Annotated in this window: 21 protein-coding genes, 1 tRNA gene and 1 pseudogene; 16 read left to right on the plus strand and 7 right to left on the minus strand. The window is 38.4% G+C overall.

Annotation, left to right across the window (positions count from 1 at the left end):
- Window positions 1-50 precede the first annotated feature (50 nt).
- The 3 genes from AC0UA9_RS00650 (at window position 51) to AC0UA9_RS00660 (ending at window position 6,440) form a co-directional block, all read left to right on the plus strand.
- Window positions 51-4,913, plus strand: coding sequence for an NAD-glutamate dehydrogenase (locus AC0UA9_RS00650; protein ID WP_475655773.1), 4,863 nt, complete (start codon window positions 51-53; stop codon window positions 4,911-4,913).
- Window positions 4,914-5,099: 186 nt separating this feature from the next.
- Window positions 5,100-6,113, plus strand: a complete 1,014-nt coding sequence (pyrD, locus tag AC0UA9_RS00655; protein ID WP_475655774.1) for a quinone-dependent dihydroorotate dehydrogenase — start codon at window positions 5,100-5,102, stop codon at window positions 6,111-6,113.
- Window positions 6,114-6,119: 6 nt separating this feature from the next.
- The gene (locus tag AC0UA9_RS00660) at window positions 6,120-6,440 is read left to right on the plus strand and encodes a diguanylate cyclase (RefSeq protein ID WP_475656154.1); all 321 of its coding nucleotides are present in this window, start codon (window positions 6,120-6,122) and stop codon (window positions 6,438-6,440) included.
- A 164-nt stretch (window positions 6,441-6,604) separates the two neighbouring features.
- On the opposite strand, the gene asnB is transcribed toward AC0UA9_RS00660, so the two are convergent.
- Entirely contained in the window at window positions 6,605-8,269 is a 1,665-nt protein-coding gene (asnB, locus tag AC0UA9_RS00665; protein ID WP_475655775.1) for an asparagine synthase B, read from the minus strand.
- A 299-nt stretch (window positions 8,270-8,568) separates the two neighbouring features.
- Here asnB and AC0UA9_RS00670 point away from each other — a divergent pair, with 299 nt between their 5' ends.
- The 5 genes from AC0UA9_RS00670 (at window position 8,569) to AC0UA9_RS00690 (ending at window position 12,157) form a co-directional block, all read left to right on the plus strand.
- The gene (locus AC0UA9_RS00670; RefSeq protein WP_475655776.1) at window positions 8,569-9,093 is read left to right on the plus strand and encodes a TlpA disulfide reductase family protein; all 525 of its coding nucleotides are present in this window, start codon (window positions 8,569-8,571) and stop codon (window positions 9,091-9,093) included.
- A 2-nt stretch (window positions 9,094-9,095) separates the two neighbouring features.
- The gene (locus tag AC0UA9_RS00675) at window positions 9,096-9,356 is read left to right on the plus strand and encodes a DUF4266 domain-containing protein (protein WP_475655777.1); all 261 of its coding nucleotides are present in this window, start codon (window positions 9,096-9,098) and stop codon (window positions 9,354-9,356) included.
- Window positions 9,357-9,412: 56 nt separating this feature from the next.
- Entirely contained in the window at window positions 9,413-10,732 is a 1,320-nt protein-coding gene (locus tag AC0UA9_RS00680; protein ID WP_475655778.1) for a DUF3570 domain-containing protein, read from the plus strand.
- 64 nt (window positions 10,733-10,796) lie between these two features.
- On the plus strand, window positions 10,797-11,744 hold the full coding sequence (locus AC0UA9_RS00685; protein ID WP_475655779.1) for an FAD:protein FMN transferase: 948 nt from the start codon (window positions 10,797-10,799) through the stop codon (window positions 11,742-11,744).
- Window positions 11,745-11,896: 152 nt separating this feature from the next.
- Window positions 11,897-12,157, plus strand: coding sequence for a DUF5062 family protein (locus AC0UA9_RS00690; RefSeq protein WP_475655780.1), 261 nt, complete (start codon window positions 11,897-11,899; stop codon window positions 12,155-12,157).
- A 111-nt stretch (window positions 12,158-12,268) separates the two neighbouring features.
- Here AC0UA9_RS00690 and AC0UA9_RS00695 read toward each other — a convergent pair.
- The 4 genes and pseudogenes from AC0UA9_RS00695 to udk form a co-directional block, all read right to left on the minus strand.
- Window positions 12,269-12,850 (minus strand): annotated as a pseudogene (locus AC0UA9_RS00695) (thymidine kinase).
- A 16-nt stretch (window positions 12,851-12,866) separates the two neighbouring features.
- Window positions 12,867-13,703, minus strand: a complete 837-nt coding sequence (deoC, locus tag AC0UA9_RS00700; RefSeq protein ID WP_475655781.1) for a deoxyribose-phosphate aldolase — start codon at window positions 13,701-13,703, stop codon at window positions 12,867-12,869.
- Window positions 13,704-13,766: 63 nt separating this feature from the next.
- Window positions 13,767-15,011 (minus strand): NupC/NupG family nucleoside CNT transporter, encoded by a 1,245-nt coding sequence (locus AC0UA9_RS00705; protein ID WP_475655782.1) that lies wholly within the window; start codon window positions 15,009-15,011, stop codon window positions 13,767-13,769.
- A gap of 43 nt (window positions 15,012-15,054) precedes the next feature.
- The gene (gene udk, locus AC0UA9_RS00710; RefSeq protein WP_475655783.1) at window positions 15,055-15,693 is read right to left on the minus strand and encodes a uridine kinase; all 639 of its coding nucleotides are present in this window, start codon (window positions 15,691-15,693) and stop codon (window positions 15,055-15,057) included.
- Window positions 15,694-15,919: 226 nt separating this feature from the next.
- Here udk and AC0UA9_RS00715 point away from each other — a divergent pair, with 226 nt between their 5' ends.
- Window positions 15,920-17,194 carry a phosphopentomutase gene (locus AC0UA9_RS00715; RefSeq protein WP_475655784.1) on the plus strand — a complete coding sequence of 425 codons (1,275 nt, stop codon included), beginning with the start codon at window positions 15,920-15,922 and terminating at the stop codon, window positions 17,192-17,194.
- Here the strand turns inward: AC0UA9_RS00715 and AC0UA9_RS00720 are convergent.
- Window positions 17,168-17,713 (minus strand): LysE/ArgO family amino acid transporter, encoded by a 546-nt coding sequence (locus AC0UA9_RS00720; protein ID WP_475655785.1) that lies wholly within the window; start codon window positions 17,711-17,713, stop codon window positions 17,168-17,170. The two genes, AC0UA9_RS00715 and AC0UA9_RS00720, sit on opposite strands and share 27 nt — an antisense overlap.
- Before the next feature lie 184 nt (window positions 17,714-17,897).
- Here AC0UA9_RS00720 and AC0UA9_RS00725 point away from each other — a divergent pair, with 184 nt between their 5' ends.
- Entirely contained in the window at window positions 17,898-18,782 is an 885-nt protein-coding gene (locus tag AC0UA9_RS00725) for a LysR family transcriptional regulator ArgP (protein ID WP_475655786.1), read from the plus strand.
- 56 nt (window positions 18,783-18,838) lie between these two features.
- On the opposite strand, the gene deoD is transcribed toward AC0UA9_RS00725, so the two are convergent.
- Window positions 18,839-19,543: a purine-nucleoside phosphorylase gene (gene deoD, locus AC0UA9_RS00730; protein ID WP_475655787.1), complete on the minus strand. Its 705-nt coding sequence runs from the start codon at window positions 19,541-19,543 to the stop codon at window positions 18,839-18,841.
- A gap of 428 nt (window positions 19,544-19,971) precedes the next feature.
- Between deoD and aroG the strand changes: the two genes are divergently transcribed.
- From aroG to AC0UA9_RS00760, 6 genes are all read left to right on the plus strand, one after another.
- Window positions 19,972-21,030: a 3-deoxy-7-phosphoheptulonate synthase AroG gene (aroG, locus tag AC0UA9_RS00735; RefSeq protein WP_475656157.1), complete on the plus strand. Its 1,059-nt coding sequence runs from the start codon at window positions 19,972-19,974 to the stop codon at window positions 21,028-21,030.
- 119 nt (window positions 21,031-21,149) lie between these two features.
- Window positions 21,150-22,145 carry an AAA family ATPase gene (locus AC0UA9_RS00740; protein ID WP_475655788.1) on the plus strand — a complete coding sequence of 332 codons (996 nt, stop codon included), beginning with the start codon at window positions 21,150-21,152 and terminating at the stop codon, window positions 22,143-22,145.
- A 74-nt stretch (window positions 22,146-22,219) separates the two neighbouring features.
- Window positions 22,220-23,230 (plus strand): DUF58 domain-containing protein, encoded by a 1,011-nt coding sequence (locus AC0UA9_RS00745; RefSeq protein ID WP_475655789.1) that lies wholly within the window; start codon window positions 22,220-22,222, stop codon window positions 23,228-23,230.
- Between the two features lies 1 nt (window position 23,231).
- A complete protein-coding gene (locus AC0UA9_RS00750) occupies window positions 23,232-25,367 on the plus strand; it encodes a transglutaminase TgpA family protein (protein ID WP_475655790.1) in 2,136 nt (711 codons plus the stop codon).
- Window positions 25,368-25,620: 253 nt separating this feature from the next.
- Window positions 25,621-26,001 carry a DUF4870 domain-containing protein gene (locus AC0UA9_RS00755; protein WP_475655791.1) on the plus strand — a complete coding sequence of 127 codons (381 nt, stop codon included), beginning with the start codon at window positions 25,621-25,623 and terminating at the stop codon, window positions 25,999-26,001.
- Window positions 26,002-26,098: 97 nt separating this feature from the next.
- Window positions 26,099-26,189: transfer RNA gene (locus AC0UA9_RS00760), tRNA-Ser, on the plus strand.
- Window positions 26,190-26,194: the final 5 nt, after the last annotated feature.

Here is a 26,194-nt window from a genome sequence, read left to right on the forward strand (position 1 = left end):
TTACAAGCGTTCGTTTTAACTTCTGAATAAACATAGGAAAGGAAAATAGCATGGCGTTAGTGAATGGTTCACCATCAGTGATACTAAAAAATGTAGCACAATTAATAAAGAAAAAAGTGCCAGCAGAATCAGCAGATTTAGTCGCCCAATTTGCAACTTTACTTTATAGCAATATCTCCTCGTTTGATCTATCACAAAGAAATGATAGCGATATGTACGGGGCAACGTTAAGTTTATGGAGTTCTCTTAATGAATACTCTGGTAAAGAGCCCGTTATTCATGTGTTTAATCCATCGGTCAATAAAAATGGTTGGAAATCAAGTTATACCATTATAGAAGTGATCGTTAAGGATATGCCATTTCTGGTCGATTCGATCCGAATTGCACTAAAACGTTTAGGTCTATCTTCACGCATGATGCTTAACTCTCCTTTAAAAGTTGTGCGAGATAAAAAGCAAACCATTCAAGAAATAGCGCCTAGTATTGATGAAACAATTAAAGCAACATCGCAAGAAACGATTTTCTTTATTGAAATAGACCGCCAGTCAGGCCAAGCAGCCTTAGACAATATAAAAAATGAATTACTAAGTGTAGTCGAAGATATTACCTTAACCGTTGAAGACTGGCAGCCCATGCTAAGTAAGTTAAAAGGTATTATCACCGAAGTATCTAAAAACAAACTCCCTGGTAGCAAACAAGATAAAGACGACACCATAGAGTTTTTAACCTGGGTTGCTAACAATAATTTTACATTAATGGGCTATCGCTCTTATGAAGTGAAAGCAGTAAAAGGTGATATTAAACTTGAAGGTGATTTTGACTCTAGCCTAGGTTTAATGAAAAACTCACTTATTACCAAAAACAGGTTGATCTCAAGCTTAAGTGCGTCAGGCCGTGAAATTGCATTAGGCAGTAACCACCTTATTTTAACCAAAACCAACTCCCGCTCTCGAGTTCATAGGCCAGTACAGCTTGACTATATTGGCATTAAACGTTTTGACGCCCAAGGTAATGTGATAGGGGAAGATCGCTTTATTGGCTTATTTGGTTCAACTTACTACACAAACAGTGCCTTAGATTTACCACTCATTAAATCAAAAGTGCAACAAGTGTGTGATTCTTCTGGCTTTGCTGAGGGTACGCATGCTTATAAAACGTTAATAAATATTTTAGAAACCTTCCCACGTGATGAAATATTACAAAGTAATAGTAGCGAGCTTTTAAGGCATGTTAAAGGCATTTTGCAAATGCAAGAGCGTGATTACTGTGGCTTATTTGTTAGACGCGATGCTTTTGACCGTTTTTATTCTTGTATGGTTTATGTGCCACGTGAACGTTACACCACTAAATTACGTATTGAAACACAAGCATTACTACAAGAAGCCTTTGGTAGTGAGGAAGAGGTTCAGTTTAATACTTATTTTTCAGAGTCAGTGCAAGCAAGAACCCACTATATTGTACGAGTGAAATCAACCAAAGCAGATATAAACGTGAAAGAGATCGAAATGAATTTAAATGAAGCCGCTAGAAATTGGGATGATAAATTGGTCTCTGCCTTAACAGAAAACAAAGGCGAAGTAGTGGCAAAAGCGTTATCGAGTAAATATACTCAGTTCCCGCAAGCATACAAAGACGAAGTACTGCCCGGCTCAGCCATTGTCGATATTGAAAAATTAGAAGGAGTAAACCTCGCTGATGACATAGAAATGCTATTTTATCAGCCATTAGAAGAGAAACTAGATAGCCGTTTTGTCAAACTTAAGTTATTTCACAAAGGTGATCCCATTCACCTTTCAGATGTATTGCCTATTTTAGAAAATTTTGGTTTACGTGTTATTGGCGAAAGCCCATATGCTATTAAAACCGCCACCGGAGAAACTTTCTGGATACTCGACTTTTCTATGATACTTAACGGTGATAGTCCATTTGACATTTACACCGTTAGCACACTTTTCCAAGAAGCTTTTGCCAAAGTATGGCAAGGAGACTTAGAAGACGATGGCTTTAACCGCTTAATATTAGGAGCTGGCCTAGAAGGGCGTAGTGTCTCTATTTTACGAGCTTTTGCTAAATATGAGTTCCAAATAGGCGGACGTTTTAGTCAAAGTTATATTGAAGACGCTTTTGCACGTTATCCCGACATAGCACAGTTGTTAATAAATTTATTTATTCAACGTTTTGATCCAAAAAATAACGCCAGTAGTAGCGCTAAAGAAAAAGCACAAACGAAATTACTAGCAGCGATAGAAGCCTCATTAGACAATGTTGCCAACTTAGATGATGATCGCATTATTAGACGTTTTGTTGAAATGATCCTTGCGACCATAAGAACAAACTATTTTCAAAAAAATGAGCTTGAGCTAGATAAACCTTATATATCATTTAAAATAACACCAGAAAAAATCACTGAAATGCCACAACCAGTGCCTAAATTTGAGATTTTTGTTTACTCCCCTCAGGTTGAAGGCGTACATTTACGTGGTGGTAAAGTAGCTCGCGGCGGTTTACGTTGGTCAGATAGACGTGAAGATTTCCGCACCGAAGTGTTAGGTTTAGTAAAAGCCCAGCAAGTCAAAAATAGTGTTATTGTGCCTGTTGGAGCTAAAGGGGGCTTTGTTTGTAAGCAACTCCCCAAAGGCTCTAGACAAGAAGTGTTAGCAGCAGGTAAAGCCTGTTATAGAACCTTTATTCGTGCCTTATTAGACATCACAGACAATATTGTTGAAGGGGCAATCGTTCCCCCCGTTGATGTCGTTCGACATGACGACGACGACGCCTATTTAGTAGTTGCTGCAGATAAAGGCACAGCTACTTTTTCAGATATTGCTAATGGTATTTCTGATGAATATAACTTCTGGTTAGGGGATGCATTTGCCTCTGGTGGCAGTGTTGGTTATGATCACAAAGCCATGGGCATTACCGCTAGGGGTGCTTGGGAGTCAGTTAAACGCCACTTTAGGGAAATAGATATTGACTGTCAAACTACAGACTTTACCTGTATTGGTATTGGCGACATGGCTGGTGATGTATTTGGTAATGGTATGCTGCGTTCTAAACACACGCGTTTACAAGCCGCATTTAACCACATCCATATCTTTGTTGACCCGAACCCAGACGCCGCGAAAACTTATCCTGAGCGTGAACGGTTATTTAATTTACCAGGTTGTACTTGGGAAGACTTTAACAAAGACTTAATTTCAGAAGGTGGTGGTGTCTTTAGCCGTAACGTTAAGTCAATTACCTTAACACCACAAATCAAAAAAATGCTAGGCACCCAAAAGCAAAGCATGTCGCCCACTGATTTAATCCAAGCTATCTTAACAATGGAGGTTGATTTACTTTGGAACGGTGGGATTGGCACATACGTTAAAGGTGAAAAAGAAACTCACCTCGCAGTAGGTGACAGAGCCAACGATGGTTTACGTGTCAACGGTGGTGAATTAAAAGCAAAAATTGTTGGTGAAGGTGGAAACCTAGGCTTTACACAACTCGGCCGAATAGACTTTGCTGCGCAAGGTGGTCGTATCAATACTGATGCGGTTGACAACGCAGGTGGTGTTGACTGTAGTGATAACGAAGTTAACATAAAAATATTATTAAACGGTTTGGTTAAATCGGGAGAGTTAACCACGAAACAACGTAACAAACTGCTGCACGACATGACAGACGATGTGGGCGATTTAGTGATTGAAGATTGTTATCGCCAAACCCACTCTTTGTCGGTTACTGCCATGAGAGGGACAAACCAATTAAAAGAGCAAATCCGCTTTATTCAGGAATTAGAGCGCACAGGTAAACTTGACCGAGCATTAGAGTTTATTCCTGATGATGAAGAAATAGCTGACAGATTAGCAAAAAACAAAGGCCTAACCCGTCCTGAATTAGCGGTATTACTTGCGTACAGTAAAATGGTCTTAAAAGATGATCTATTGCACCCTGATATTACGGACAACCCTTATCACAATCAGTTATTAATCAAGGCGTTTCCACAGCAGCTACAGGATAAGTATCAAGAACAAATGCAGTTACATCCGCTGCGTGCTGAAATTATTGCCACAAAATTGGCTAATAAAATTGGTAACTACATGGGCTTTAATTTTGTGCATCGTATGCGTGAAGAAACAGGAGCAACAGTTGCAGAAATCGCAAATAGCTACACTATTTCTTGTGCGATTTTTGAACTAGAAGACTTCTGGGAAAAAATTGAAGTGTTAAACAACAAAATACCCACGTCGATACAAACAGAAATGTTATTCCAGTACCGTCGTACTGTTAGACGTGCAACTCGTTGGTTTTTACGCCACCGCGATAAATTACTGTCTATTGAGCAATCTATTGCATTGTTTAAACCAACGTTTGAAGCTATGTCTAAAAAGCTACCTAGTTTCTTAATTGAAAGCGAAGCAGCAGAACTAAAACGCGTTGAAAATGATTTAGTGTCTGCAGGGGTACCTAAAGAAGTTGCGGCACGTATTTCGCAATTAAGTACTATTTTCTCAGCACTAGACATTGCGGAAATTTGCGAAGAAGATGGTAGAGATATTGCGCTAGTTGCTAACCTCTATTTTAAGTTGGGTGTTCGATTAGAGTTACACTGGTTCTTAGATCAAATAACACGTCAACCAGTAGGTAACCATTGGCAAGCATTAGCTAGAGCGTCATTTAGAGAAGAGCTAGACTGGCAACAACGATCATTAACTTCGGTTATATTACAATGCGATTGTGATGCACAAGCTAAAGATTTGGATCAAATGCTTGATGCCTGGATCGATACAAATGCTCAGCCTTTAGACAGATGGAAGCATATTTTAGCTGACTTTAAAGTAGGGCAGTCACATGAGTTTGCTAAGTTCTCAGTGGCTTTACGTGAGCTGATGTTATTAAGCTTAAATTGCCAGCGTTTACTTAAGTAATACTGGTTTAACTTTAGTTAAGCGCGATAAACAGAGTCGCTTTAGCCAAATTTAACGAAAGAAAGTTACTTTTACCGCTAAAAGCAATGTATAAAACTGCGTAAGCTGATAAAATCCCCGCCTAACTTATTTAAGTCAAGCGGGGATTTTTAATTCAGCTCCTGCGCGTAACTAATTAGAGGTTTTATGTTTTATCCTGCTCTTCGTAAAGTGTTATTCCAATTTGACGCTGAAACTATTCATGAAATGACAATTAAAGGCTTGAAAAATACCGGCTCAACGCCTTTGAATGTCTTTTACAAGCAACACGTCACTAAAAGCCCTGTTAAAATTATGGGGATAAAATTCCCGAACCCAGTAGGCTTAGCAGCTGGTTTAGACAAAAATGGTGAATGTATTGACGCGTTCGCCGCTATGGGATTTGGTTTTGTTGAAGTTGGCACAGTAACACCACGACCACAACCAGGAAATGACAAACCTCGCATTTTTAGGTTGCCTCAAGCAAACGCTATTATTAACCGTATGGGCTTCAATAATAAGGGAGTCGACTATTTAGTATCACAAGTACGTGCTGCCAAATTTAAGGGTGTATTGGGTATTAATATTGGTAAGAATAAAGATACCCCTGAAGAAAATGCCAAAGACGACTATATTCATTGCATGCGAAAAGTATATGACTTCGCCACTTATATTACGGTGAATATCTCTTCACCCAATACGCCGGGTTTACGGGCATTACAATATGGGGATGCATTAAATGCGCTTTTGTCGTCACTAAAAGCAGAGCAAGCAGTTTTAGCTGCGCAGTACGGAAAATATGTTCCTATTACCGTGAAAATAGCACCAGACTTAACCGAAGAAGAAGTTCATTCAATTGCAAAAAGCCTTATCGATAATAACATTGATGGCGTTATTGCAACCAATACTACCTTGTCGCGTGAAGGTGTTGAGCAACTAGAACACGGCAATGAGCAGGGCGGTTTAAGTGGAACACCAGTAAAAGATAAAAGTACTGCGCTTATACGCACTTTAGCAAAAGCACTCGGGAACAAACTTCCTATTATTGGGGTGGGGGGCATTGCGTCAAGTGAGGATGCCAATGAAAAGCTTGCCGCAGGCGCAAGTTTAGTACAGGTGTATACTGGCTTTATCTATCAAGGACCACCGCTGATCAAAAGCATTATCAATGGCCTGAAGTAAGCAGAAATAAATGGTACAGCTGTTTTATTCGCTAGCGAGGTTGATTATTTTGGCCGTTATGGGGGCGAAGAATGGTTATTTGTGTTTAATACAACGAGTGAGTCTGATATTAAAGACATATTCACTCGTTTACAAAATAATTTCTCTCACTACTGTATTGATATTAAACTAGACAACCCAGCTATCACTTGGGCTATAACTTTTAGTATGGGAGCATCAATAAGTCATTCAACTCATCATAATAAACTAGATTTACAGATAAGTAATGCAGACAAATTACTTTATCTTGCCAAAGAAAATGGTCGAAATCAGGTTGTGATTGGCTAAATTAGCTAATAAAAATCAGCGCTTAGCTGCAGAGAAAGAGATAAATAGTCAACCTGACTAAGTAGACTAACCAGATCGATAAATTTGATCAGTCTTACTCAGTTACGCTAAGCGATAGCTAAGCTAGGTTGAACTTGTTTTAGTAAGCGTTTATAACTTAAGTATTAATAACTTTCGTTATGAACACTTAACACTGCGCGGCCTGATGGATCAGCGTTACTGCTAAAACTTTCATCCCAAGCTAACGCTTCTTGTGTACTACAGGCAACAGATTTACCACCAATCACACAATCTGCTGCGCTAGTAAGTGGGAACTTCTCTTCAAAAATAGTACGGTAGTAATAACCTTCTTTGTTATCAGGAGTATTGACTGGAAATCTAATGTGAGCATTCTCAAGTTGTTGATCTGTTACTAGTGTTTCAACATGGGCTTTTAAGCCGTCAATCCACGAATAACCTACACCATCAGAAAACTGTTCTTTTTGACGCCAGAGAATTTCTTTTGGTAAATAGCCTTCAAAAGCTTCACGTAACACAGCTTTTTCCATTTTACCGTTACCACACATTTTATCTTCAGGATTAATGCGCATAGCAACATCCATAAAGTTTTTATCTAAAAACGGCACGCGTGCTTCAATACCCCAAGCAGACATTGATTTGTTAGCACGTAAACAGTCAAATTTATGTAATCTATCAAGCTTACGTAGTAACTCTTCATGGAACTCTTTCGCGTTTGGCGCCTTATGGAAGTATAAGTAACCACCAAAAATTTCATCAGCACCCTCACCAGAAAGTACCATTTTAATACCCATGGCTTTAATTTTACGCGCCATTAAGTACATCGGCGTTGAAGCTCTGATAGTGGTAACGTCATAGGTTTCTAGGTGATAAATAACTTCTTTAAGTGCGTCAATACCTTCTTGCTCAGTAAAAATAACACTGTGGTGTGTGGTGCCAATACTGTCAGCAACTGTTTGCGCAGCGACTAAATCAGGAGAGCCTTCTAAACCACAAGCAAAAGAATGAACCTTTGGCCACCAAGCTTCTGCTAAATCGTTATCTTCTATTCTTCGAGCAGCAAATTTTTGCGTAATGGCAGAAATTAATGAAGAGTCTAAACCGCCCGATAATAATACACCGTAGGGTACATCAGTCATTAGATGGCTTTTAACAGACTCTTCTAATGCTTCACGAATTTTAATGCGGCTTGTCGTGTTATCTTTAATTGCAGCGTAATCTTGCCAGTTACGTTTGTAGTAGCGCTGTAACTCACCAACACGGCTATCTAAAATATGCCCTGGAGGAAATTCTGCTACGGTTTTACAAATAGGCATTAATGCTTTCATTTCTGAAGCAACATAAAAATTGCCTTCAGCATCATACCCTGTATATAAAGGAATAATACCAATATGGTCACGTGCAATTAAATAGCTGTTGTCTTTTGAATTATATAAACAAAAAGCGAACATACCTTGTAATTTGTCAACAAAGTTAGTACCAAATTCTTCATATAAGGGTAAAATCACTTCACAGTCAGAGGCTGTTTGAAATTCGTAATTAACAGTTAAGTTATCAGCAAGCGCTTTATGGTTATATATTTCACCATTAACGGCTAAAACATTGGTTTTATCGTTGTTATACAAAGGTTGAGCGCCATGCTCAGTGTCTACAATGGATAAGCGTTCGTGTACTAATATTGCATGGTCATTACTGTAAATACCTGACCAATCTGGTCCGCGGTGACGTAATAGGCGAGAACATTCTAAAGCTTGAGGACGAAGTGCATCAGCACCTGTTTTTATATCTAATATACCAAAGATCGAACACATTGAAGCGCTACTCCTTTAATTATTGTTAAGTCGAATTGTGAGTAATTAGTGCAGTTACACTAATTAGCAGGTGACACTTTGCCAGTTTGACAGCAAAAAGCAACAAAAACAGGTAAAAAAACGCAATTTTAATTAATGTGCGTGTATTTATTGTCAGTACAAGTTGCTGCTGTTAAAGTTATGTTAATATTTAGCTGCAAATCCGTGGCAATAAATAGGATAAATAACCAAGAAAATAAAGTGAGGTTATGCTTTAATAAGTCTTTGATAAGTTGCTTTAAAGTAGGTGTTTTTTGAACATGCCATTACAATATAAAAAATTAGTCAAGCTTGCTGTTTTACTCCCTTGTCTATTATTGATTATTCAGTTTGCTGTAACAAAACATGCAGTGGCGCAAAGCGATACACAGGTGACAGCCACCAGCCAAGTTATGTTAGAGCAAGCGTTACTTGCCCATAAGGGGAAGGTTGTTTATCTCGATTTTTGGGCGTCATGGTGTGTCCCTTGTCGTAAGTCATTTCCTTGGATGAATGCGATACAAAGTAAATATCAAGCGCAAGGTTTTAGTGTTATTAGTATTAATTTAGATGCAAATAAAGCCTTAGCAGAAAAGTTTTTACTAGAAATACCAGCCACTTTTCCAGTTATTTATGATCCTAAAGGTAAAATTGCCAGGCATTTTAAAATTCAAGGCATGCCAAGTAGTATGCTAGTTGGTCGGGATGGTAAAATTAAATCACGCCATACCGGTTTTTTTATTAAAAAAATTCCAGAGTATGAACAAGAAATAGCGTTACTATTAACTGACAAAGAGCGTGAATAACGATGTTAAAGCGACCCATATTACCACTACTTATAGCTAAAACTAAAAACGTTAGCTTAGTTACTATATTACTAGGCACAATATCAGGCTGCGCAAATATAAGCTTAGGCGTAGAGCCATGGGAGCGTGATTTATTAGCAAAAAAAGAAATGTCGTTAAATGCTAACCCCATTGACGCTGCGCTTGATGATCATATTTATTTTAGTAAAGAGGCGTCAAGTGGTGGTAAAGGTTTTGGTGGTGGTGGCTGTGGTTGTAACTAACAACCATTTATACGCAGTACGGTGTAATTCCTTTTACTATAACAATGAAAAATGAAATGGTTAACAATATCGACAAAACAAATATCAAGGCAGCATTAACACTTGCCACAGCTGCTTTACTAGGGACAGGGCATAGCACTGATGCTGACGCCACCCTATTTGACTTTGAGCCGGATGAATGGCAGTTTGACAGTGCTATTTTGTTTTACAGTGAAGCCGATCGTGTTAGTGCTGGCGAAGCTATTATTAGTGCACAAAAAACCTTTGATACAGATGAGGTATTAAACCTTAAATTAACCATAGATTCGCTCACAGGGGCATCTGCTAATGGCGCAGTAGCACAGCCAACCGTGCAAACCTTTACCCGGCCCTCCGGTAACGGCCAATATGAAGTACCGATAGCAAAAACACCTCTTGATGATACGTTTAAAGACACGCGTGTTCAGGTGAATGCTCAGTGGACACAACCCATTTATCCCGACTATACCGCTAGTGGAGGTGTGCACCTCTCTAAAGAATATGATTACTTATCTTTAGGCATTAATGGCAACATTGCCCTAGATTTCGATCGAAAGAACACAACAATTTCGGCAGGTTTTAGTTACTTTAAAGATACATTAACTCCCGAAGGCGGGGTTCCCCATGCTTTTTCATCCATGCTAATGGGTGATAGCAGCAAGGCAAGCTGGCATGATGAATTTGCAAAAACACGAAGGGCTAAAAAAGAGTATAAAACAACGACCGACATTTTACTGGGGGTTACGCAAGTTATTAATCGTAGAATGTTAATGCAATTGAATTATTCTTATTCTACAGTTCACGGTTATTTAACGGATCCTTTTAAAATATTATCAGCAGTAAATAATACTGGGGAGACACAAGACTATCTTTATGAAGCGCGTCCCAATAAACGCGTAAAACAAAGTATTTATACACAATCGCTTTATCACTTTGAAAGCACCATTTTAGATATCTCTTATCGATACATGTGGGATGATTGGCACATTAACTCCCATACTATAGACTCACGCTTTAAGATCCCGCTTTCAGACAGCCTTGGTAAAGAAAGTTACTTACAACCGCACGTCAGAGTATATCAACAAAGCGCAGCTGACTTTTACCAACCTTATTTAATTGCGGGTAAATCAACCCCTCACTTTGCCAGTGCTGATTATCGTATTGGAGAAATGACTGCTGTCACCGTCGGCATTAAATACGGTAGGTTGGTCAATGGAGGAGATGAGTTATCAGTACGGTTAGAGTATTATCGTCAAACCCCCACTAACGCGGGATTTGAGTCGATAGGGGTATTGAGCCAAGTTGATCTTTACCCGAGTATAAACGCGATTATTGCGCAGTTAAATTATGCTTTTTAGCAATTTCAAGCGTTTTGTCAAAGTAATAAACGTAATAACTTATCCATGAACAATGGTGTGAAGTGTGAAAAATCATAGCGCAATTGAATTAGTCGCAAACCAAGACAGTTATAGCATTTATTTTAATGCGATGGCGAGTCCTTGTGAAATTATACTGCAGTCTACCAGTAAGGCATTAGCACTGAAACTCGCTACTATTGTTACCACAGAGGTCTGGCGTATTGAAGATAAATATAGTCGCTATAAGCAAAATAGCCTCTGCAGTGTAATTAATCGTAATGCTGGCAAAGCCGTTGCAATTGACGAAGAAAGTTATCAACTGTTGTTGTTTGCACAGCAGTGTTATCACTTAAGTGATGGTTTGTTTGATATCACCTCAGGCGTACTAAGGCAAGTTTGGACTTTCCCCGGTAATAGCAGTAAAAATTGCATATTTCCATCAACAGCTCATATCAATGTTGCCTTAGCAAAAGTCGGGTGGCCTAAGATTAAGTTTGATCACCAACAAATAACATTAGCCCAAGGCATGGAGATTGATTTTGGTGGTTTAGGTAAAGAATATGCCGTGGATCGCGCCATTATTTTAGCTAAACAATTAACCAATAAACCCGTATTGGTTAACTTAGGTGGCGATTTAGCCGTAACAGGGCCACGCCTGAATAATGCCCCATGGCAAGTAGCTATTGAGCACCCCAATATTGATAGTCACGATAATGACAGTACAAACAATTGTAACGTTAATAAGCGTGCAGATATGGTGATCTCCCTTAAAACAGGTGCACTGGCAACAAGTGGTGATGCAAAAAGGTTTTTTATTAAAAATGGTATCCGTTACGGTCATATTTTAAACGCCAAAACAGGTTGGCCCATAAGTAAAGCACCTCGGTCAATAACGGTTATTGCGCCACAATGTATTCAAGCTGGAATGCTAGCAACGTTAGCATTATTACAAGGCAGTAATGCGGAAGCCTTTTTAACCGCGCAAGATATTCACTACTGGGCAAGAAGATAAAGTACAAGTGCAATTTTGCATCTGTCTTTATGCTGTGGTATCAATCACATAATAATATAACAGATTGATACATTATTTAGTCTAATACTTCATTGACTTGGCTTACTTTTTCAAGCATCTTTGAGTTCAGCGTATCTTAAAGAATTGATCAAATGAAAAAATTAAAAAATGAAGCCGAGCTATTAAAAAAAGCTTTAGTGATTGGTGAGAAATATGCGGTGAATAGAGGTTATAAAAGCTTCGCCGCAACCAACTCAGCAAAAGATAAAGTAGAAAGTCTTTACCGTTTATTAGTGAATGATAAGTTAATACAGCCGCTCGCTGTTGATAACGAAGACCAACCCAACATGAAACATAAATTAGCTTTGTGGATTGCCAAACAATTACCAGAAGGCCATGCTTTACTTAAATAGCTTTTAAATCATTAGGTTATTATTGTATTTTCAGCTGTTCACTAATGTATTTTGGTTACGTGTTACTGTTGTGGTAGGGTTAGCGTGCAATAATTAGAGCGGGTGAGAAGTTTAGGTTAGTGGCACCAATGTTTTAAAATGGTGTCGGCATAATGCCTGGTAGCGCTCGTTGCCACCAACCTCTACTTGCTCGCCACCGGTTGCTGCTTTACCGTCACTGTTAAAGCGAATCACAAAGTTTGCTTTACGACCACAATGGCAAATGGTTTTTAACTCTATCAACTTGTCTGCCCAAGCAAGTAAAGCTGCACTACCAGTGAAAGTTTGTCCTAAAAAGTCAGTACGAATTCCATAGGCTAAAACAGGAATATTTAAGTTATCAACAATATCTGTAAGCTGTTTAACTTGTGCCTTAGAGAGAAACTGCGCTTCATCAATTAATAAACAGGCAATATTTGTATTAGCTTGCATTGCTTGAATTTCTTCTAACAAATTAGTCTCTTGTGTGAAGAGATAGGCATCAGCATTAATGCCTAAACGCGATGATATTTTGCCTTTTGCATACCGATCATCAATTTGTGCTGTATACAAAACGGTTTTTAACCCACGTTCATTGTAGTTATATGATGACTACAATAAATGCGTTGATTTACCGGCATTCATAGATGAATAGTAAAAGTAAAGTTGTGCCATTATTTAGCCCTCGCCATCAATAAAGTTGTGAAGGACCAGACAGAGAATTGTTTGCTTTACTGTCACTTGTTTTATTAACCCCAAGCGATAGTAACAAGTTACTTAGTAAACTACTTGCACCAAATCTAAAATGTTGTCTTGTCGGCCAGTTGTCACCTAAGATTTGTTTGGCGAGTGTTAAATAAACTTGGGCATCAACTACATCTCTAACACCTCCCGCGGCTTTAAAACCTGTATTTCTATTGGCATTATTTGTTGATTTAATGACTTCAAGCATCACTTTAGCGGCTTCTGGTGTGGCATTTGTTGCAACTTTACCGGTTGACGTTTTAATAAAGTCTGCACCGGCAGCAATGGCAATCTCACTGGCTAACCTAATAAGCTCGGGTGTTTTTAACTCACCCGTTTCAATAATAACTTTTAATAATACGTTGTGAGGGCAGGCTTTTTTACACGCGCTCACTAATGCCGCCCCAAGAGTAGTATTGCCACTAATTAAGGCTTTATAAGGAAAAACAACATCTATTTCATCTGCACCATAAGCAACAGCAGCTCTGGTTTCAGCCAAAGCAATATCAATATCGTCATCACCGTGCGGGAAATTGGTGACAGTGGCTATTTTTATGTCGGGCGAGCCTTGCGCTAACAAATATTTTTTAGCCAAAGGGATAAAACGCGGAAAAATACAAATAGCAGCAGTATTTCCTACCGGTGACATGGCCTGATGGCATAGCGCTTTAATATCAGTGGGTGTTTCTTGGTCAGTTAAACTAGTTAAGTCCATTAAACTGATAGCTTGTTTTGCCGTTGTTTGGTGCGTGTTTACTTGCTTGTTGTTTTTAATTGTGTTCATTAGTTTTTCAACGTTGGTTATGTAACATTAAGCGGAATAAATAAGTTAAAATAAGCATTACTATTATAAAGATAGAAATAAACCAGCAATTGCTGCGCTCATTAAGTTGGCTAATGTGGCAGCCAACATAGCTTTTAAGCCTAGTTTTGCGATGTCTGGTCTTCTATTGGGTGCCATAGAGCCTATACCACCTAGTAAAATCGCGATAGAAGATAAATTAGCAAAGCCACATAAAGCGAACGTGATAATTGCTTGCGTAGAAACACTTAAACTATTTTTAACCTCAACAAAATTAACATAGGCAAAAAACTCATTCACAACAATTTTTTGACCAATAAAACTGCCAGCTTGTAGCATCTCGCTACTAGGAACACCCACAATATAAGCAATAGGCGCAAATAAATACCCTAATATCCATTCTATGGTGATGCCTTCAAAGCCTAATAAATTAGCGGTGCCGCCCACAAGTAAGTTTAATAGGGCAATAATTGCAATAAAGGCAAGCAACATTGCGCCAACATTAACCGCCAATTTTAAACCAGATGCCGCGCCAGAAGCTGCAGCGTCTATTACATTGACGGGTTTATCAGCGTCATCTTCTATTATGAGTTTTTCTTGCGTTATTTTCTCATGTTCGGTTTCAGGGACCATAATTTTAGCCATTAACAACCCGCCCGGAGCTGCCATAAAAGAAGCGGCTATTAAGTATTTTAACTCAATACCTAAACCGGCATATCCAACTAAAACTGAGCCTGCAACCGAGGCTAAACCACCGACCATAATGGCAAATAGCTCTGACTGTGTCATGTTCGCAATGTATGGACGAATCACTAAAGGGGCCTCTGTTTGGCCAACAAAAATATTTGCTGTAGCCGATAAAGATTCCGGCTTACTCGTTTTTAATAGTTTTTGTAACGCACCACCAATGATTTTAACTACCCATTGCATTATGCCAAGGTAATATAAGACGGCAATTAACGAAGAAAAAAAGATAATGACGGGCAGCACACGAACAGCAAAAACAAAACCAACCCCATTAGCAAACATTGCATCGGTACCTAAACCCCCAAATAAAAATGCAATGCCTACATTAGCGCTATCTATTACTTGCTGAACCCCGCTAGATATTGAGGTTAGAACTTCTTTACCAAACGGTATGTATAACACTAATGCGCCTAAGCCAACTTGTAAAGCAAAAGCCCAGCCAACGGTACGTAAGTTAATAGATTTTCGTTGCGTAGAAAAAAATAGCGCGATTAGAAGTAATACCCCAATACCAAGTAAGCTGCGCAATACTGTTAAATCCATAATAACCCCAAGTTGTTTTATTAATTGTTTTGATAGTGATACTTTACAGTGATAATTGGCGAATGTTAGCTTTTAATACTTCAATCGCCATTCTATTTTTACCGCCGCGGGTAATAACAAGATCAGCCCATGCTTTCGATGGCTCAATAAATTGATAATACATAGGACGTACTGTGGTTATGTATTGGTTAGTGATTGACTCTAAGCTACGCTCGCGTTCTTGTGTGTCACGCTTTATACGTCTAATTAAACAGATATCAAGCGGTGTATCCATGTAAACCTTGATATCAAAACAATCACGAAGTTGGGGGTGGGAAAGCAATAAAATACCTTCAACCAAAATAATTTTAGTGGGTTTAATTTCAATGGTATCTTGAGTACGTGTATGGGTTTTATAACAGTAGACAGGACAGTTAATTGGTTGTTGATTGATTAATGAAGTTAAATGGGCGCTTAGCAATTCATGTTCAAAAGCATTAGGGTGGTCGTAATTGGTTTTGGTCCGCTCATCAAAGGTTAAATCAGACTGATCTCGATAATAAGCATCTTCTTTAATAATAGTGATGCCATCAGCACCAAGCTCAGGTAACAGTTCTTGAAAAATAGTTTTTGAAAACAGAGATTTTCCTGATGCCGAAGCGCCTGCAATCGCGATAACAGTGGTTTTATTTGATTTTATCATTGGTATGTCCGTAAAGATCTGGCTATTAGCACCATAAAAAATTAATTTAGTTTAATATAAGTTACTAATATCTAAGCAAAACGCACTAGGCACGTAATAGATAGAGCAGATAACACAATAAATAAACGAGAAAAACTTGGAAAGTTAACTTGGATAATTATATTAAAAGCTTTAAATTAACACAAGCTGACTAAGTGGTCATGTTTTAATAAAGGGTAGAAATACAATGGCAAGGGCAATAGTTTTAGTACTGGATAGTTTTGGTGTTGGTTATGCTGACGATGCAATAAACTTTGGTGATGTTGGGGCTAACACCTTCATTAATATTGCTAAAGCGTATTTTACAGAAAAAAATAGGGTGATACACTTACCAAACCTTGGAGCATTGGGGTTACACGCACTAAGTAAACAAGCCAGCAGTGAAGATATTTGGCTCGATTTTGAGCAAAGCTTAATAAATGAAAAACTGAGTTTACATGATTTTTACCATCAACCTAACAAAGGTGCCTATGGTTATATGTCTGAAATTAGTACTGGTAAAGATACCCCAAGTGGACACTGGGAAATGGCTGGGGTTCCCGTACTTTTTGACTGGACTTACTTCGCTGATGAGCAAGCGTCATTTTCGCCAACACTGCTAACGGCTATTAGTGAAAAAACAGGAATAGACGGAGTATTAGGCAATTGTCATGCTTCTGGTACAACAATCATTAATGCATTAGGTCAAGCGCATATTGAAACGGGGTTACCCATTTGTTACACCTCAGCTGACAGTGTTTTTCAAGTGGCCGCTCATGAAGAGCATTTTGGCTTAGCTAAGTTGTATCAATACTGTGAACAAGTGCGTGAGCTCTTATCCAACAGTGATTTAAATATTGGACGTGTTATCGCTAGGCCTTTTGTTGGTGAAACAAATAACTTTTCTCGCACAGGGAATAGACGTGATTATTCCGTGTTACCTCCTGCCACCACGGTGCTAGAGAAAATAGCAAATGCAGGTGGGGATGTGATCAGTGTTGGTAAAATTGCCGATATTTTTGCGCATCAAGGTATTACACAAGCGTCTAAAGCCAATGGTATTGACGCATTAATCGATACCACCATTGCACACCTTAAATCTGCAAAAGATAATAGCCTTATTTTTACGAATCTTGTCAATTTTGATCAGGACTTTGGTCATCGCCGTGATCCTATCGGTTATGCGCAAGCTTTAGAAAGCTTTGATCAACGTTTACCGCAAATTTATCAGCACATGAGGGATGATGATATTTTATTTTTAACCGCAGACCATGGCTGTGACCCTACTTGGCCTGGTAGTGATCATACCCGTGAGTATGTACCACTGCTTAGCTATCAACATTCAATGCCTTCAATAAACTTAGGTAAGCGCACCAGTTTCGCTGATTTAGGACAAACATTGGCAGCACTATTTAAAGTAGCGCCCATGGACTACGGTACAAGCTTTTTAACTGAATTACTTCAAGGACCAAGTCATAAATAATGACCAAGCAATAAACCACATAACCGCACCAATGAAACAATCAATGACACGCTTAACTTTTGGTCGACTTAATTGTACTGAAAGTTTTGCGGCGGTTAATGCTAATGTAGAAAACCAAACGATAGAGCCGGTAATAGCGCCAATAAGAAAATATACTTTCTCTTGCCCTGCATATTGTCCACCTACACTACCAATAACCATCACAGTATCAATGTAAGCATGTGGATTTAAAAAAGTAACAAGTAAACTTGTTAAAATAACAAGTTTTAATGATTTATTTACGCTAACACTGTTATTGCCTGACTTTACCCCTTCAAACGCTTGCTTAAACGACAGAGCCCCATAGCCTAGTAAAAATATAATTCCACCCCAGGTGAGTAGTGTAAATAACAATGCATTGGCCGATAAAATTAAACTCCCCCCTAAAACACCCAAGGTGATCATTAAAGCATCATAGAGTATAAATAACCCAGCTGTCATTATGTGGTGATTTCTATTAATGCCTTGAGAGATCAGCATAGAATTTTGACTTCCTATTGGGATTATCATGCTTAATGTCAGTGTAAATCCTTTGATTGCAGCCAAGATAAACATTTGGGTTCCTTAAGTTGTTTTCTTTATGTGGTTTAAAAAAATAAGAGTTTGAACTTATCTACTTAATTAATATAATTAATATAATTTATTTGTCATAAGAAAAGCTAATATGGATTATAAACTCTTGGCTGCACTCGCAGCTATTATAGAAACGCAAAGTTTTGACTTAGCAGCAGCACAACTATTTATTTCTCAGTCGGCTATTTCACAACGTATTAAATTACTTGAAGAGAATATTGGCCAGCCAGTACTGATACGCAGTCAGCCTATCGCATTAACTACAGTAGGAGAACAGCTGTTAAGCCACTTTAAAAAAGTGAAACAATTAGAACATGAACTTTTACCGGAATTAATGTCGAGTAAGGCCATTAAACCCATGAAAATTGCATTGGCGGTAAATGCTGACAGTATTGCCACTTGGTTTTTAAAAGCCTTAACGCCGGTGTTACAAGAAAACTTAATTGAATTGAATTTATTAATTGAATCAGAGGAGCGAACCCTAGATAAATTACGCTCGGGCGAGGCAATAGGCGCAGTGAGTATCATTAAAAAGCCACTAAAGGGCTATCGTTCATTTGAACTTGGAACAATGAATTATTGTCTTGTTTCTTCAAAGGGATTTAAAGAAAAGTATTTTAAACAGGGTGTGACTCAGTCGTCATTAAAAATGGCACCCGCCATTAGTTATGATCATAAAGATGCTATGCATGCATGTTATATCGCAGAAAATTTTAGTTTAGCAGCCAGTGAATATTATTGTCATACCGTTCGCTCAGCAGAGGCATTTGTCGCATTAGCAAAGCAAGGGGTCGCGTACTGCTTAGTACCCTATCTGCAAATTAAAAAGGAACTAGCCACTGGCGAATTAGTTAACTTATGTCCAGACAAGGAGCTGGTTAAAACCCTTTATTGGCATAGCTGGGTGCTTGTAAAAGGCGTGAATAAAAAGTTATCTCAACAAATAATAGACACGGCTAAAATACTGTTAAGTTAAAACCGCTTACGATAGAGCTGACCCTAAGCGGTTTTGCAATTTTACCAGAAAATACCTTATAAAATACTTTCTAGTGTTAATGCCATCATTTCTTTAAAAGTGCTTTCACGTTCGTCAGCAGTAGTTTGTTCACCCGTTTTAATGTGATCGGACACCGTTAATACCGTTAGGGCTTTTTTACCTAACTCAGCCGCAACACCATACAAACCAGCCGCTTCCATTTCTACAGCTAAAATTCCGTGCTTTTCCATTAAGGCAAACATGTCAGGTTGGGGTGTATAGAATAAATCAGCTGTAAATATATTGCCGACATGCACCTTGGTGTTTAACCGTTGAGCGGTATTCACCACTTGGTGTAAAAGTGAAAAGTCTGCGAGGGCAGCAAAATCATATTGATTAAAACGCTGGCGATTAACATTTGAGTCGGTACTTGCGCCCATGCCAATAACAATATCACGAATGTTAATATCATCACGTACTGCGCCACAAGAGCCAATGCGAATAATGTTTTCTACACCAAAATTTGAATATAACTCAGTAGCATAAATAGAAACAGAAGGGACACCCATGCCTGAACCCATCACAGAAATGGCTTTGCCTTTATACGTACCAGTGTAACCGAGCATATTACGTACGCTAGTCACACACTGGGCACCTTCTAAAAAGTTTTCTGCGATAAATTTAGCGCGTAGCGGGTCACCTGGCATTAGTACAGTTTTTGCGAAGTCGCCTAAGTTTGCAGCAATATGGGGAGTGCTCATACAATATTCCTTGATTGGTAATGGTTATTTACATTCTTTATTTAAAGAAGCCTGTGAAATAAAATAACCAGTAAGTTTCTAGCCTGCAAGATAAGTGTATACCTGAGTAGTTAATACCTTATAAAACAGCTATCAAGGGTGTTTTACTGATTTTATTGTTTAACACCATAATTTTATCAAGTTAGCCATAAAAATCAAACGTCACAGAGCATTATTGCATTAGGGTATTTGTACTGTTATTTTTTACTCAGCTATTTTTTATAATACAGTCTTAAGCTAACTTTTATCATTTTATTCATTGGAATATACTGGTATTAGTTACGCAAGGCTGTTAAATTAACATTTTATGAGCTGTTTAGATGTCTAGACGTAAATAACATTGAATTAACCTGTTAGAGTAATTGACAGAACAAAGTAAAGAGAAAAAAATCATGTATCAAACTGACGATGTGCGCATCAATAAAATTAAAGACTTATTACCTCCTGTTGCATTACTGGAACGATTTCCAGCGTCAGAGAAATCAATTAAGTCAGTTGTTTCTGGGCGAGTGGCTATTCACAATATATTAAATGGTAAAGACGAGCGCTTACTCGTTATTATTGGGCCTTGTTCAATTCATGATCCTAAAGCAGCATTTGAATACGCGCAACGTTTAGTAGCGTTACGAGAAAAATATAAAGACAGCTTAGAAATAGTAATGCGCGTTTATTTTGAAAAACCGCGTACCACCGTTGGTTGGAAAGGCTTAATTAATGACCCTTATATGGATAACAGCTTTAAACTCAATGACGGCCTACGCATTGGCAGAAAATTATTACTAGATATTAATGAATTAGGCTTACCTACTGCAGGTGAATTCTTAGACATGATCACCCCGCAATATATGGCAGACTTCATGTGTTGGGGCGCTATTGGTGCCCGTACCACTGAGTCACAAGTACACCGTGAATTATCATCTGGGCTTTCATGTCCCGTGGGCTTTAAAAATGGCACTGACGGCACAATTAGGATCGCGATAGATGCAATTGGCTCAGCAGCAGCTTCACATCATTTTTTATCTGTTACAAAATTTGGCCATGCCGCCATTGTTGAAACTACAGGTAATAGTGATTGTCATATTATTTTACGTGGCGGTAATAAAAGTACAAATTATGACGCACAAAGTGTTCAAGAAGTCACAGAACAATTAGCTGAGTCTGGTTTAAATACTAAAATAATGATTGATTTTAGTCACGCTAACTCTAACAAGAAATTTGAAAACCAAATGCTTGTGTCAACGGATGTGAGTGAGCAAATTAGCCAAGGCAATAAAAATATTTTTGGAGTGATGGTTGAGAGCCACTTAGTTGAAGGCAACCAGAAACTCATTAATGGTAAAGCAGAAGTTTACGGACAAAGCATTACCGACGCCTGTATTGGTTGGAGCGACACTGAAACCTTGTTGGCTCAATTAAGTGAAGCTGTAATTGCGAGACAATCCGTCTAGCTATATGCAGTTTTACCTTTAATCGATACAAGCAAGTAGCTAAATGAGCTTACGCTATTAAACAATATAAAAATATGCTACAAAGTCTACTGAAATTAATCATTTAAGTAGACTTTTTTATGTCAGACACCTTGTCACCAGCAAAACTAGCCTCATTACAACAAAATACTCAGACCATTTTAAAATCTATTGAAAAGGTTGTGTTAGGTAAACCCAATGAGTGCCGCTTAGCCTTGACTTGTTTACTGGCGCAAGGGCACTTATTAATAGAAGATTTACCTGGCATGGGTAAAACAACCCTCGCACAAACTTTAGCTAAAACAGTCAACTTAAGTTATCAACGCACGCAATTTACCAGCGATTTACTGCCGGCCGACATTGTTGGAATATCTATTTTTAATACTAAAAGCCAAGCGTTTGAGCTACACAAAGGGGCGGTGTTTAATCAAGTTGTGTTAGCCGATGAAATAAACCGTGCAAGCCCAAAGACACAAAGTGCTTTACTTGAAGCTATGGAAGAGAGCCAAGTTAGTATTGACGGGGTAACCTATCAATTACCCAAACCATTTTTTGTTATAGCAACCCAAAACCCTTTATTTCATTCTGGCACATATCCTTTACCTGAATCACAACTTGACCGCTTTATGATGCGAATATCATTGGGGTTTCCTCCTATAGAGGCAGAAAAAAATATCCTACTCGCAACCCAAAAAAATAATCCGATAGCGCAACTCACAACGCTTGACACATTAATGGCAATGCAGACAGCAGTGCAACAAGTACATGCATCTGAAAACATCATTGACTACATTATTGCGCTTTGCCATGTCAGTAGAGGCACCGCTGCTTTAGCCGGCAGCAATCGCTTACCAGCCGATATAGCTTGTAATCCTTTATCTCCTCGCGCAGGAAAAGCCATATTAGCAGCAGCTAAAGCATGGGCGTTTATTGATAACAGAGACTACTTACTACCTGACGACATTAAAGCAGTTTTCCCTTCTGTCTGTGAACACAGGTTAACGCAAAATACGCAAACTCAAGCGACAACCTTTAGCATAAGCAAACAAATACTGAGCTTAGTGAATATACTAAACCCATTAGAGCGCGCGTATTAATACTTAAACATAATGAGTAGTTGCCGGTTTAGCTGTACTAAGCCAACGAATTAACTGCTAATTTTGGAAAAACAATGAAAGCTTTTGTTAATAAACAATTCGATCGCTGGCTTAGTAAGCGTGTACCGAGTAGTTTTAGCCATCAATTATCAAACCGAAATATTTTTATTATGCCATCCAAATTCGGTTTTGCTTACCTGCTATTTATTATTGTATTATTTTTACTTGGGACTAATTATCAAAATAATACAATATTACTGGTATGTTATTTATTGGCGAGTTTGTTTATTACTGTAATGATGCATAGCTTTTATAACTTTTCAAAGCTAACATTTTCCTCCCCAGCAAAACAATGGGCTTTCGCTAACCAACAGGCCAGTTTCCCCTTAAGTATTGCAGCTAAAAAAGTACATTATGATCTGAATTTTCGCTTTACCCAGCCAGCATCTAACTCTACAACAGCAAGCTCTAGGCAAGTATCCTGTGTTAAGCAATGCACTGTGGGTAACACACAAACCACCATCCCTTATTGGGCGGTAAAACGAGGAGTTTATGAGCTCGGGCGCGTAACCGTTTTTAGTGAATACCCATTAGGTCTTTTTATTACCAAGGCAAAGTTAGACTTCTCTCATCAACTCATTGTTTACCCTGAAGCTAAAAAGCTGAGCTCACACCATAATTATTTATCTAGACTTGATTGTTTGAAAGACAGTGTAAATAGCAATACGGTTACCGCAGCAGGTGTAGAAGATTTTATAGCTTTAGAAAAACACGTTGATGGTGAGTCAATTAGCAAAATAGCCTGGAAACAATTGGCCCGTGGGCAAGGAAAACTCAGTAAACATTATCAGGGGCAACAAGGTAGCTTAACTTGGTTAAAATTAAGTGATATGCCAAGTAAAAGCCGAGAAACCAACTTAAGTTACCTATGCTATTTAGTTTTGGAATTGAGTAGCAGTGGCCATGATTTTGGTTTGCTGTTAGATTGTTCAACCACCAACAATGCGCTAGTAACATCCATAGCACCAAGCTCTGGTTTTCAACATCAACAAAAGTGTTTAACCGCCTTAGCTGAGTTTGCCTAAGATGACTTTACCCTATAACAGCACTAAGTCTCATCACTACCCAAGCTTTGCCTTAAGTTACCGCAGCACTTGGTTATTATGGTTTTGCCAGCTTATAAATATCGCAAGTTTAGCAGCAGAAATGAGTTTGTGGATGTTAGCTATACTCGCTTTGTGTTTATCTTGGCAGGCTTATATGTATTGTCAAAATAACAAACCAACACCCGCTACCGGTACATTAAAGCAAAACCTAACTGTAAAAACAATTAAAAACACAACACAGTTCTCTCCAGCTCTATTAACGCTTATTGCCGTCAGTGGTTGTATTGCTATCGCACTTACCGCAAGTGCCCATGGAATGTTAATCAGTATGGTGCACTTATTAAGTTTTGCTTATGTGCTTAAAACCTTTGAAATTAAACAACGAAAAGACTTCTACCAACTAGTGTTGCTTGGCTTATTTTTATTAGCGTCTGCCTTAGTTTTTAAACAAAACTTGGCTTTTTCACTTTTTATTGCATTGGCCTTGGTCTTAAATTTTATTGTTTTATTACAACTCTTTACTCCCCAAAAGTCACTGCTCAAGTTAAGTAAAACTGTATCAACACTGTTAATACAAAGCGCCTTACTTGCCATAGTCTTATTTGTGTTCTTCCCACGGTTATCACCTTTTTGGCAAGTGCCTCATGCTAAATCAGCTGAAACAGGCCTTGCTGATGAAGTGCGTCCTGGTGATATCGCCAACTTAGCATTATCTAATAAACTAGCCTTTAGAGTCGATTTTAACAGCGAGACAATACCGCCATATTCTTCACTTTATTGGCGTGCAATGACCTTAGAAAATTATGATGGCCGCAAGTGGCGTCGGGCGAAAAATAAAGATAAATCCATCACAACAGAAAACGCTTTTACACCATTTACCTCAGGTACTAGTCTTTCTTATAATGTGATTGTTGAGCCTAATTATCAGTTTTGGTTATTTGGTTTAACTGTAGCAAGCAGTGATGATCCTAAATTGCGTTTAATGGAAGATTATACAATACAAAGCCGAGCGGTACAGAGGAAAGCGGTTCAATACCAAGTAACAAGCTACTTACAAGCACCCCGCGACTTCACAATATCCCCAACAAGAAAGCAAGCGAACTTGGCCATTGTTCACGGTAGCAACCCAAAGTTAGAAGAACTGGGGTTATTTTTACAAAAAAAATATCCCAGCCCTATTGATAGATCGCAAGCTGTTTTATCTATGTTTCGAGAGCAAGCTTATGTTTATACCTTACAGGCTCCATTATTAACAAATAATAGTTTAGATCAATTCTTCTTTACCACCAAAGCGGGGTTTTGTGAGCATTATGCTAGCGCCTACACCTACTTAATGCGCGCTGCCGGTATTCCTGCGCGTTTGGTTACTGGGTACTTAGGGGGTGAATATAATGATATAAATAGCCAAACTAACAAGCAGGGCGGTCATTTAAGTGTATATCAATACGACGCACACGCCTGGTCTGAAATATGGTTAGCAGGTGTTGGCTGGCAAAGAGTAGATCCTACCGCCGCAGTTGACCCTCAGCGCGTTAATAGTGGTTGGTCAACCTCTTTATTAAACCAACAAGCTACGTTAAGTAATGATTTGTTAGGCTTATCTCAAATAAAAAGTATTGCTTGGCTTAACCAGTTAAGGTTGCAATTTGATGCGCTTGATTACCAATGGACACGCTGGGTATTAGGTTACTCTACTCAACAGCAGTATCATTTGTTAACACGGTGGTTTGGCCAAAACTTCCACTGGCAAGCAGCTTTAAGTATTGTGGTTTCCTTTATTAGCATCCTAGTAATGTTTTTCTTTATTCATCAGGTTGATTTAAATTTTTTAAACGCTCATAACACCCCTAAACAATTAACGCTATACCAACAAATGCTACAGCGACTTTCAAAAAAAGGATTAGTGAAAGCCTCGGATATGACCGCCACTGAGTTCGCGACAATTGTTGCACAGGAACGTCCTGAAATAGCAGAATATTTTATTGAATTTACTTGTCTTTTTGAGCAGTTAACCTATCAAGACTTTCATAAGACAGAGCAAGAGTTAAAAATTAGAACACTGAAAAACCTGATAATTAAAATCACTGCTTTACTCAATAAAAAGAATAAGCATTGATAAAGCATAAATAAAAAATAATTCCTTTGGCTTTTTAATTGATTAGCCTCAATATTCCTTATTGTTATAATGGAATCATTGTTAACTAGCGTAATTGTCGCTATATTGGGGTTGTTATCGTTGTGTTAGGGAGTAAAACACAAGGTAATGTATGTTTGCCTCGATGTGTGTTTTCATCAGGCATTGATAGTGATTTGTATATATATTAGCGAAGAAACAACCGATTAATATAATAATGACGGAGTGTCTATTTATGCAGTATCAATCAACGGAAGAATCTAAGCAACGCGTTAACTCTCATACAAACGATTACAGTACTTGCTCGCTCGATGAAGCGTCCACCACAGCTAAAAGCTACGCAATATTAGGTTATATCACTTTAGTAGGCTGGCTAGCTGCTATAGTTTTACATGGTAGTCATAAATCAAGTTTTACTACCTTTCATCTACGCCAATCGTTAGGATTAATTATTACTGGGGCTTTATTACTTTTAGTGCCACTTATTGGGTGGGTATTAAATATCATTGTCGCCCTTGTTTGGTTATATGCTTTCTACCATGTTGTACAGGGACAAACGATAAAAGTACCACTGCTAGGTGACTTCTATCAAAATCACTTAGATTTTATTAAGTAATTTTAATGTAATGTGCTAATTAATCCTTTACAAATAGGCCATTAGTACTTAGTATGCGCATCGTCTTCAAGCAAATGTAATTTTTGCTTGGATATCAGGTGAGATGGCTGAGTGGTCGAAAGCACCGGTCTTGAAAACCGGCAAGGGTTTGTAGCCCTTCTAGAGTTCAAATCTCTATCTCACCGCCACATTT

It is taken from the genome of Colwellia sp. F1 (genome assembly GCF_056238625.1).

What these genes read in the sequence shown, in the direction of transcription:
- AC0UA9_RS00650 (WP_475655773.1), top strand. Translation starts at nt 51, where the DNA reads ATGGCGTTAGTGAATGGTTCACCATCAGTGATACTAAAAAATGTAGCA.
- pyrD (WP_475655774.1), top strand. Translation starts at nt 5,100, where the DNA reads ATGTTTTATCCTGCTCTTCGTAAAGTGTTATTCCAATTTGACGCTGAA.
- asnB (WP_475655775.1), bottom strand. Translation starts at nt 8,269, where the DNA reads ATGTGTTCGATCTTTGGTATATTAGATATAAAAACAGGTGCTGATGCA.
- AC0UA9_RS00670 (WP_475655776.1), top strand. Translation starts at nt 8,569, where the DNA reads ATGCCATTACAATATAAAAAATTAGTCAAGCTTGCTGTTTTACTCCCT.
- AC0UA9_RS00675 (WP_475655777.1), top strand. Translation starts at nt 9,096, where the DNA reads ATGTTAAAGCGACCCATATTACCACTACTTATAGCTAAAACTAAAAAC.
- AC0UA9_RS00680 (WP_475655778.1), top strand. Translation starts at nt 9,413, where the DNA reads ATGGTTAACAATATCGACAAAACAAATATCAAGGCAGCATTAACACTT.
- AC0UA9_RS00690 (WP_475655780.1), top strand. Translation starts at nt 11,897, where the DNA reads ATGAAAAAATTAAAAAATGAAGCCGAGCTATTAAAAAAAGCTTTAGTG.
- deoC (WP_475655781.1), bottom strand. Translation starts at nt 13,703, where the DNA reads ATGAACACAATTAAAAACAACAAGCAAGTAAACACGCACCAAACAACG.
- AC0UA9_RS00705 (WP_475655782.1), bottom strand. Translation starts at nt 15,011, where the DNA reads ATGGATTTAACAGTATTGCGCAGCTTACTTGGTATTGGGGTATTACTT.
- udk (WP_475655783.1), bottom strand. Translation starts at nt 15,693, where the DNA reads ATGATAAAATCAAATAAAACCACTGTTATCGCGATTGCAGGCGCTTCG.
- AC0UA9_RS00715 (WP_475655784.1), top strand. Translation starts at nt 15,920, where the DNA reads ATGGCAAGGGCAATAGTTTTAGTACTGGATAGTTTTGGTGTTGGTTAT.
- AC0UA9_RS00720 (WP_475655785.1), bottom strand. Translation starts at nt 17,713, where the DNA reads ATGCTGATCTCTCAAGGCATTAATAGAAATCACCACATAATGACAGCT.
- AC0UA9_RS00725 (WP_475655786.1), top strand. Translation starts at nt 17,898, where the DNA reads ATGGATTATAAACTCTTGGCTGCACTCGCAGCTATTATAGAAACGCAA.
- deoD (WP_475655787.1), bottom strand. Translation starts at nt 19,543, where the DNA reads ATGAGCACTCCCCATATTGCTGCAAACTTAGGCGACTTCGCAAAAACT.
- AC0UA9_RS00740 (WP_475655788.1), top strand. Translation starts at nt 21,150, where the DNA reads ATGTCAGACACCTTGTCACCAGCAAAACTAGCCTCATTACAACAAAAT.
- AC0UA9_RS00745 (WP_475655789.1), top strand. Translation starts at nt 22,220, where the DNA reads ATGAAAGCTTTTGTTAATAAACAATTCGATCGCTGGCTTAGTAAGCGT.
- AC0UA9_RS00750 (WP_475655790.1), top strand. Translation starts at nt 23,232, where the DNA reads ATGACTTTACCCTATAACAGCACTAAGTCTCATCACTACCCAAGCTTT.
- AC0UA9_RS00755 (WP_475655791.1), top strand. Translation starts at nt 25,621, where the DNA reads ATGCAGTATCAATCAACGGAAGAATCTAAGCAACGCGTTAACTCTCAT.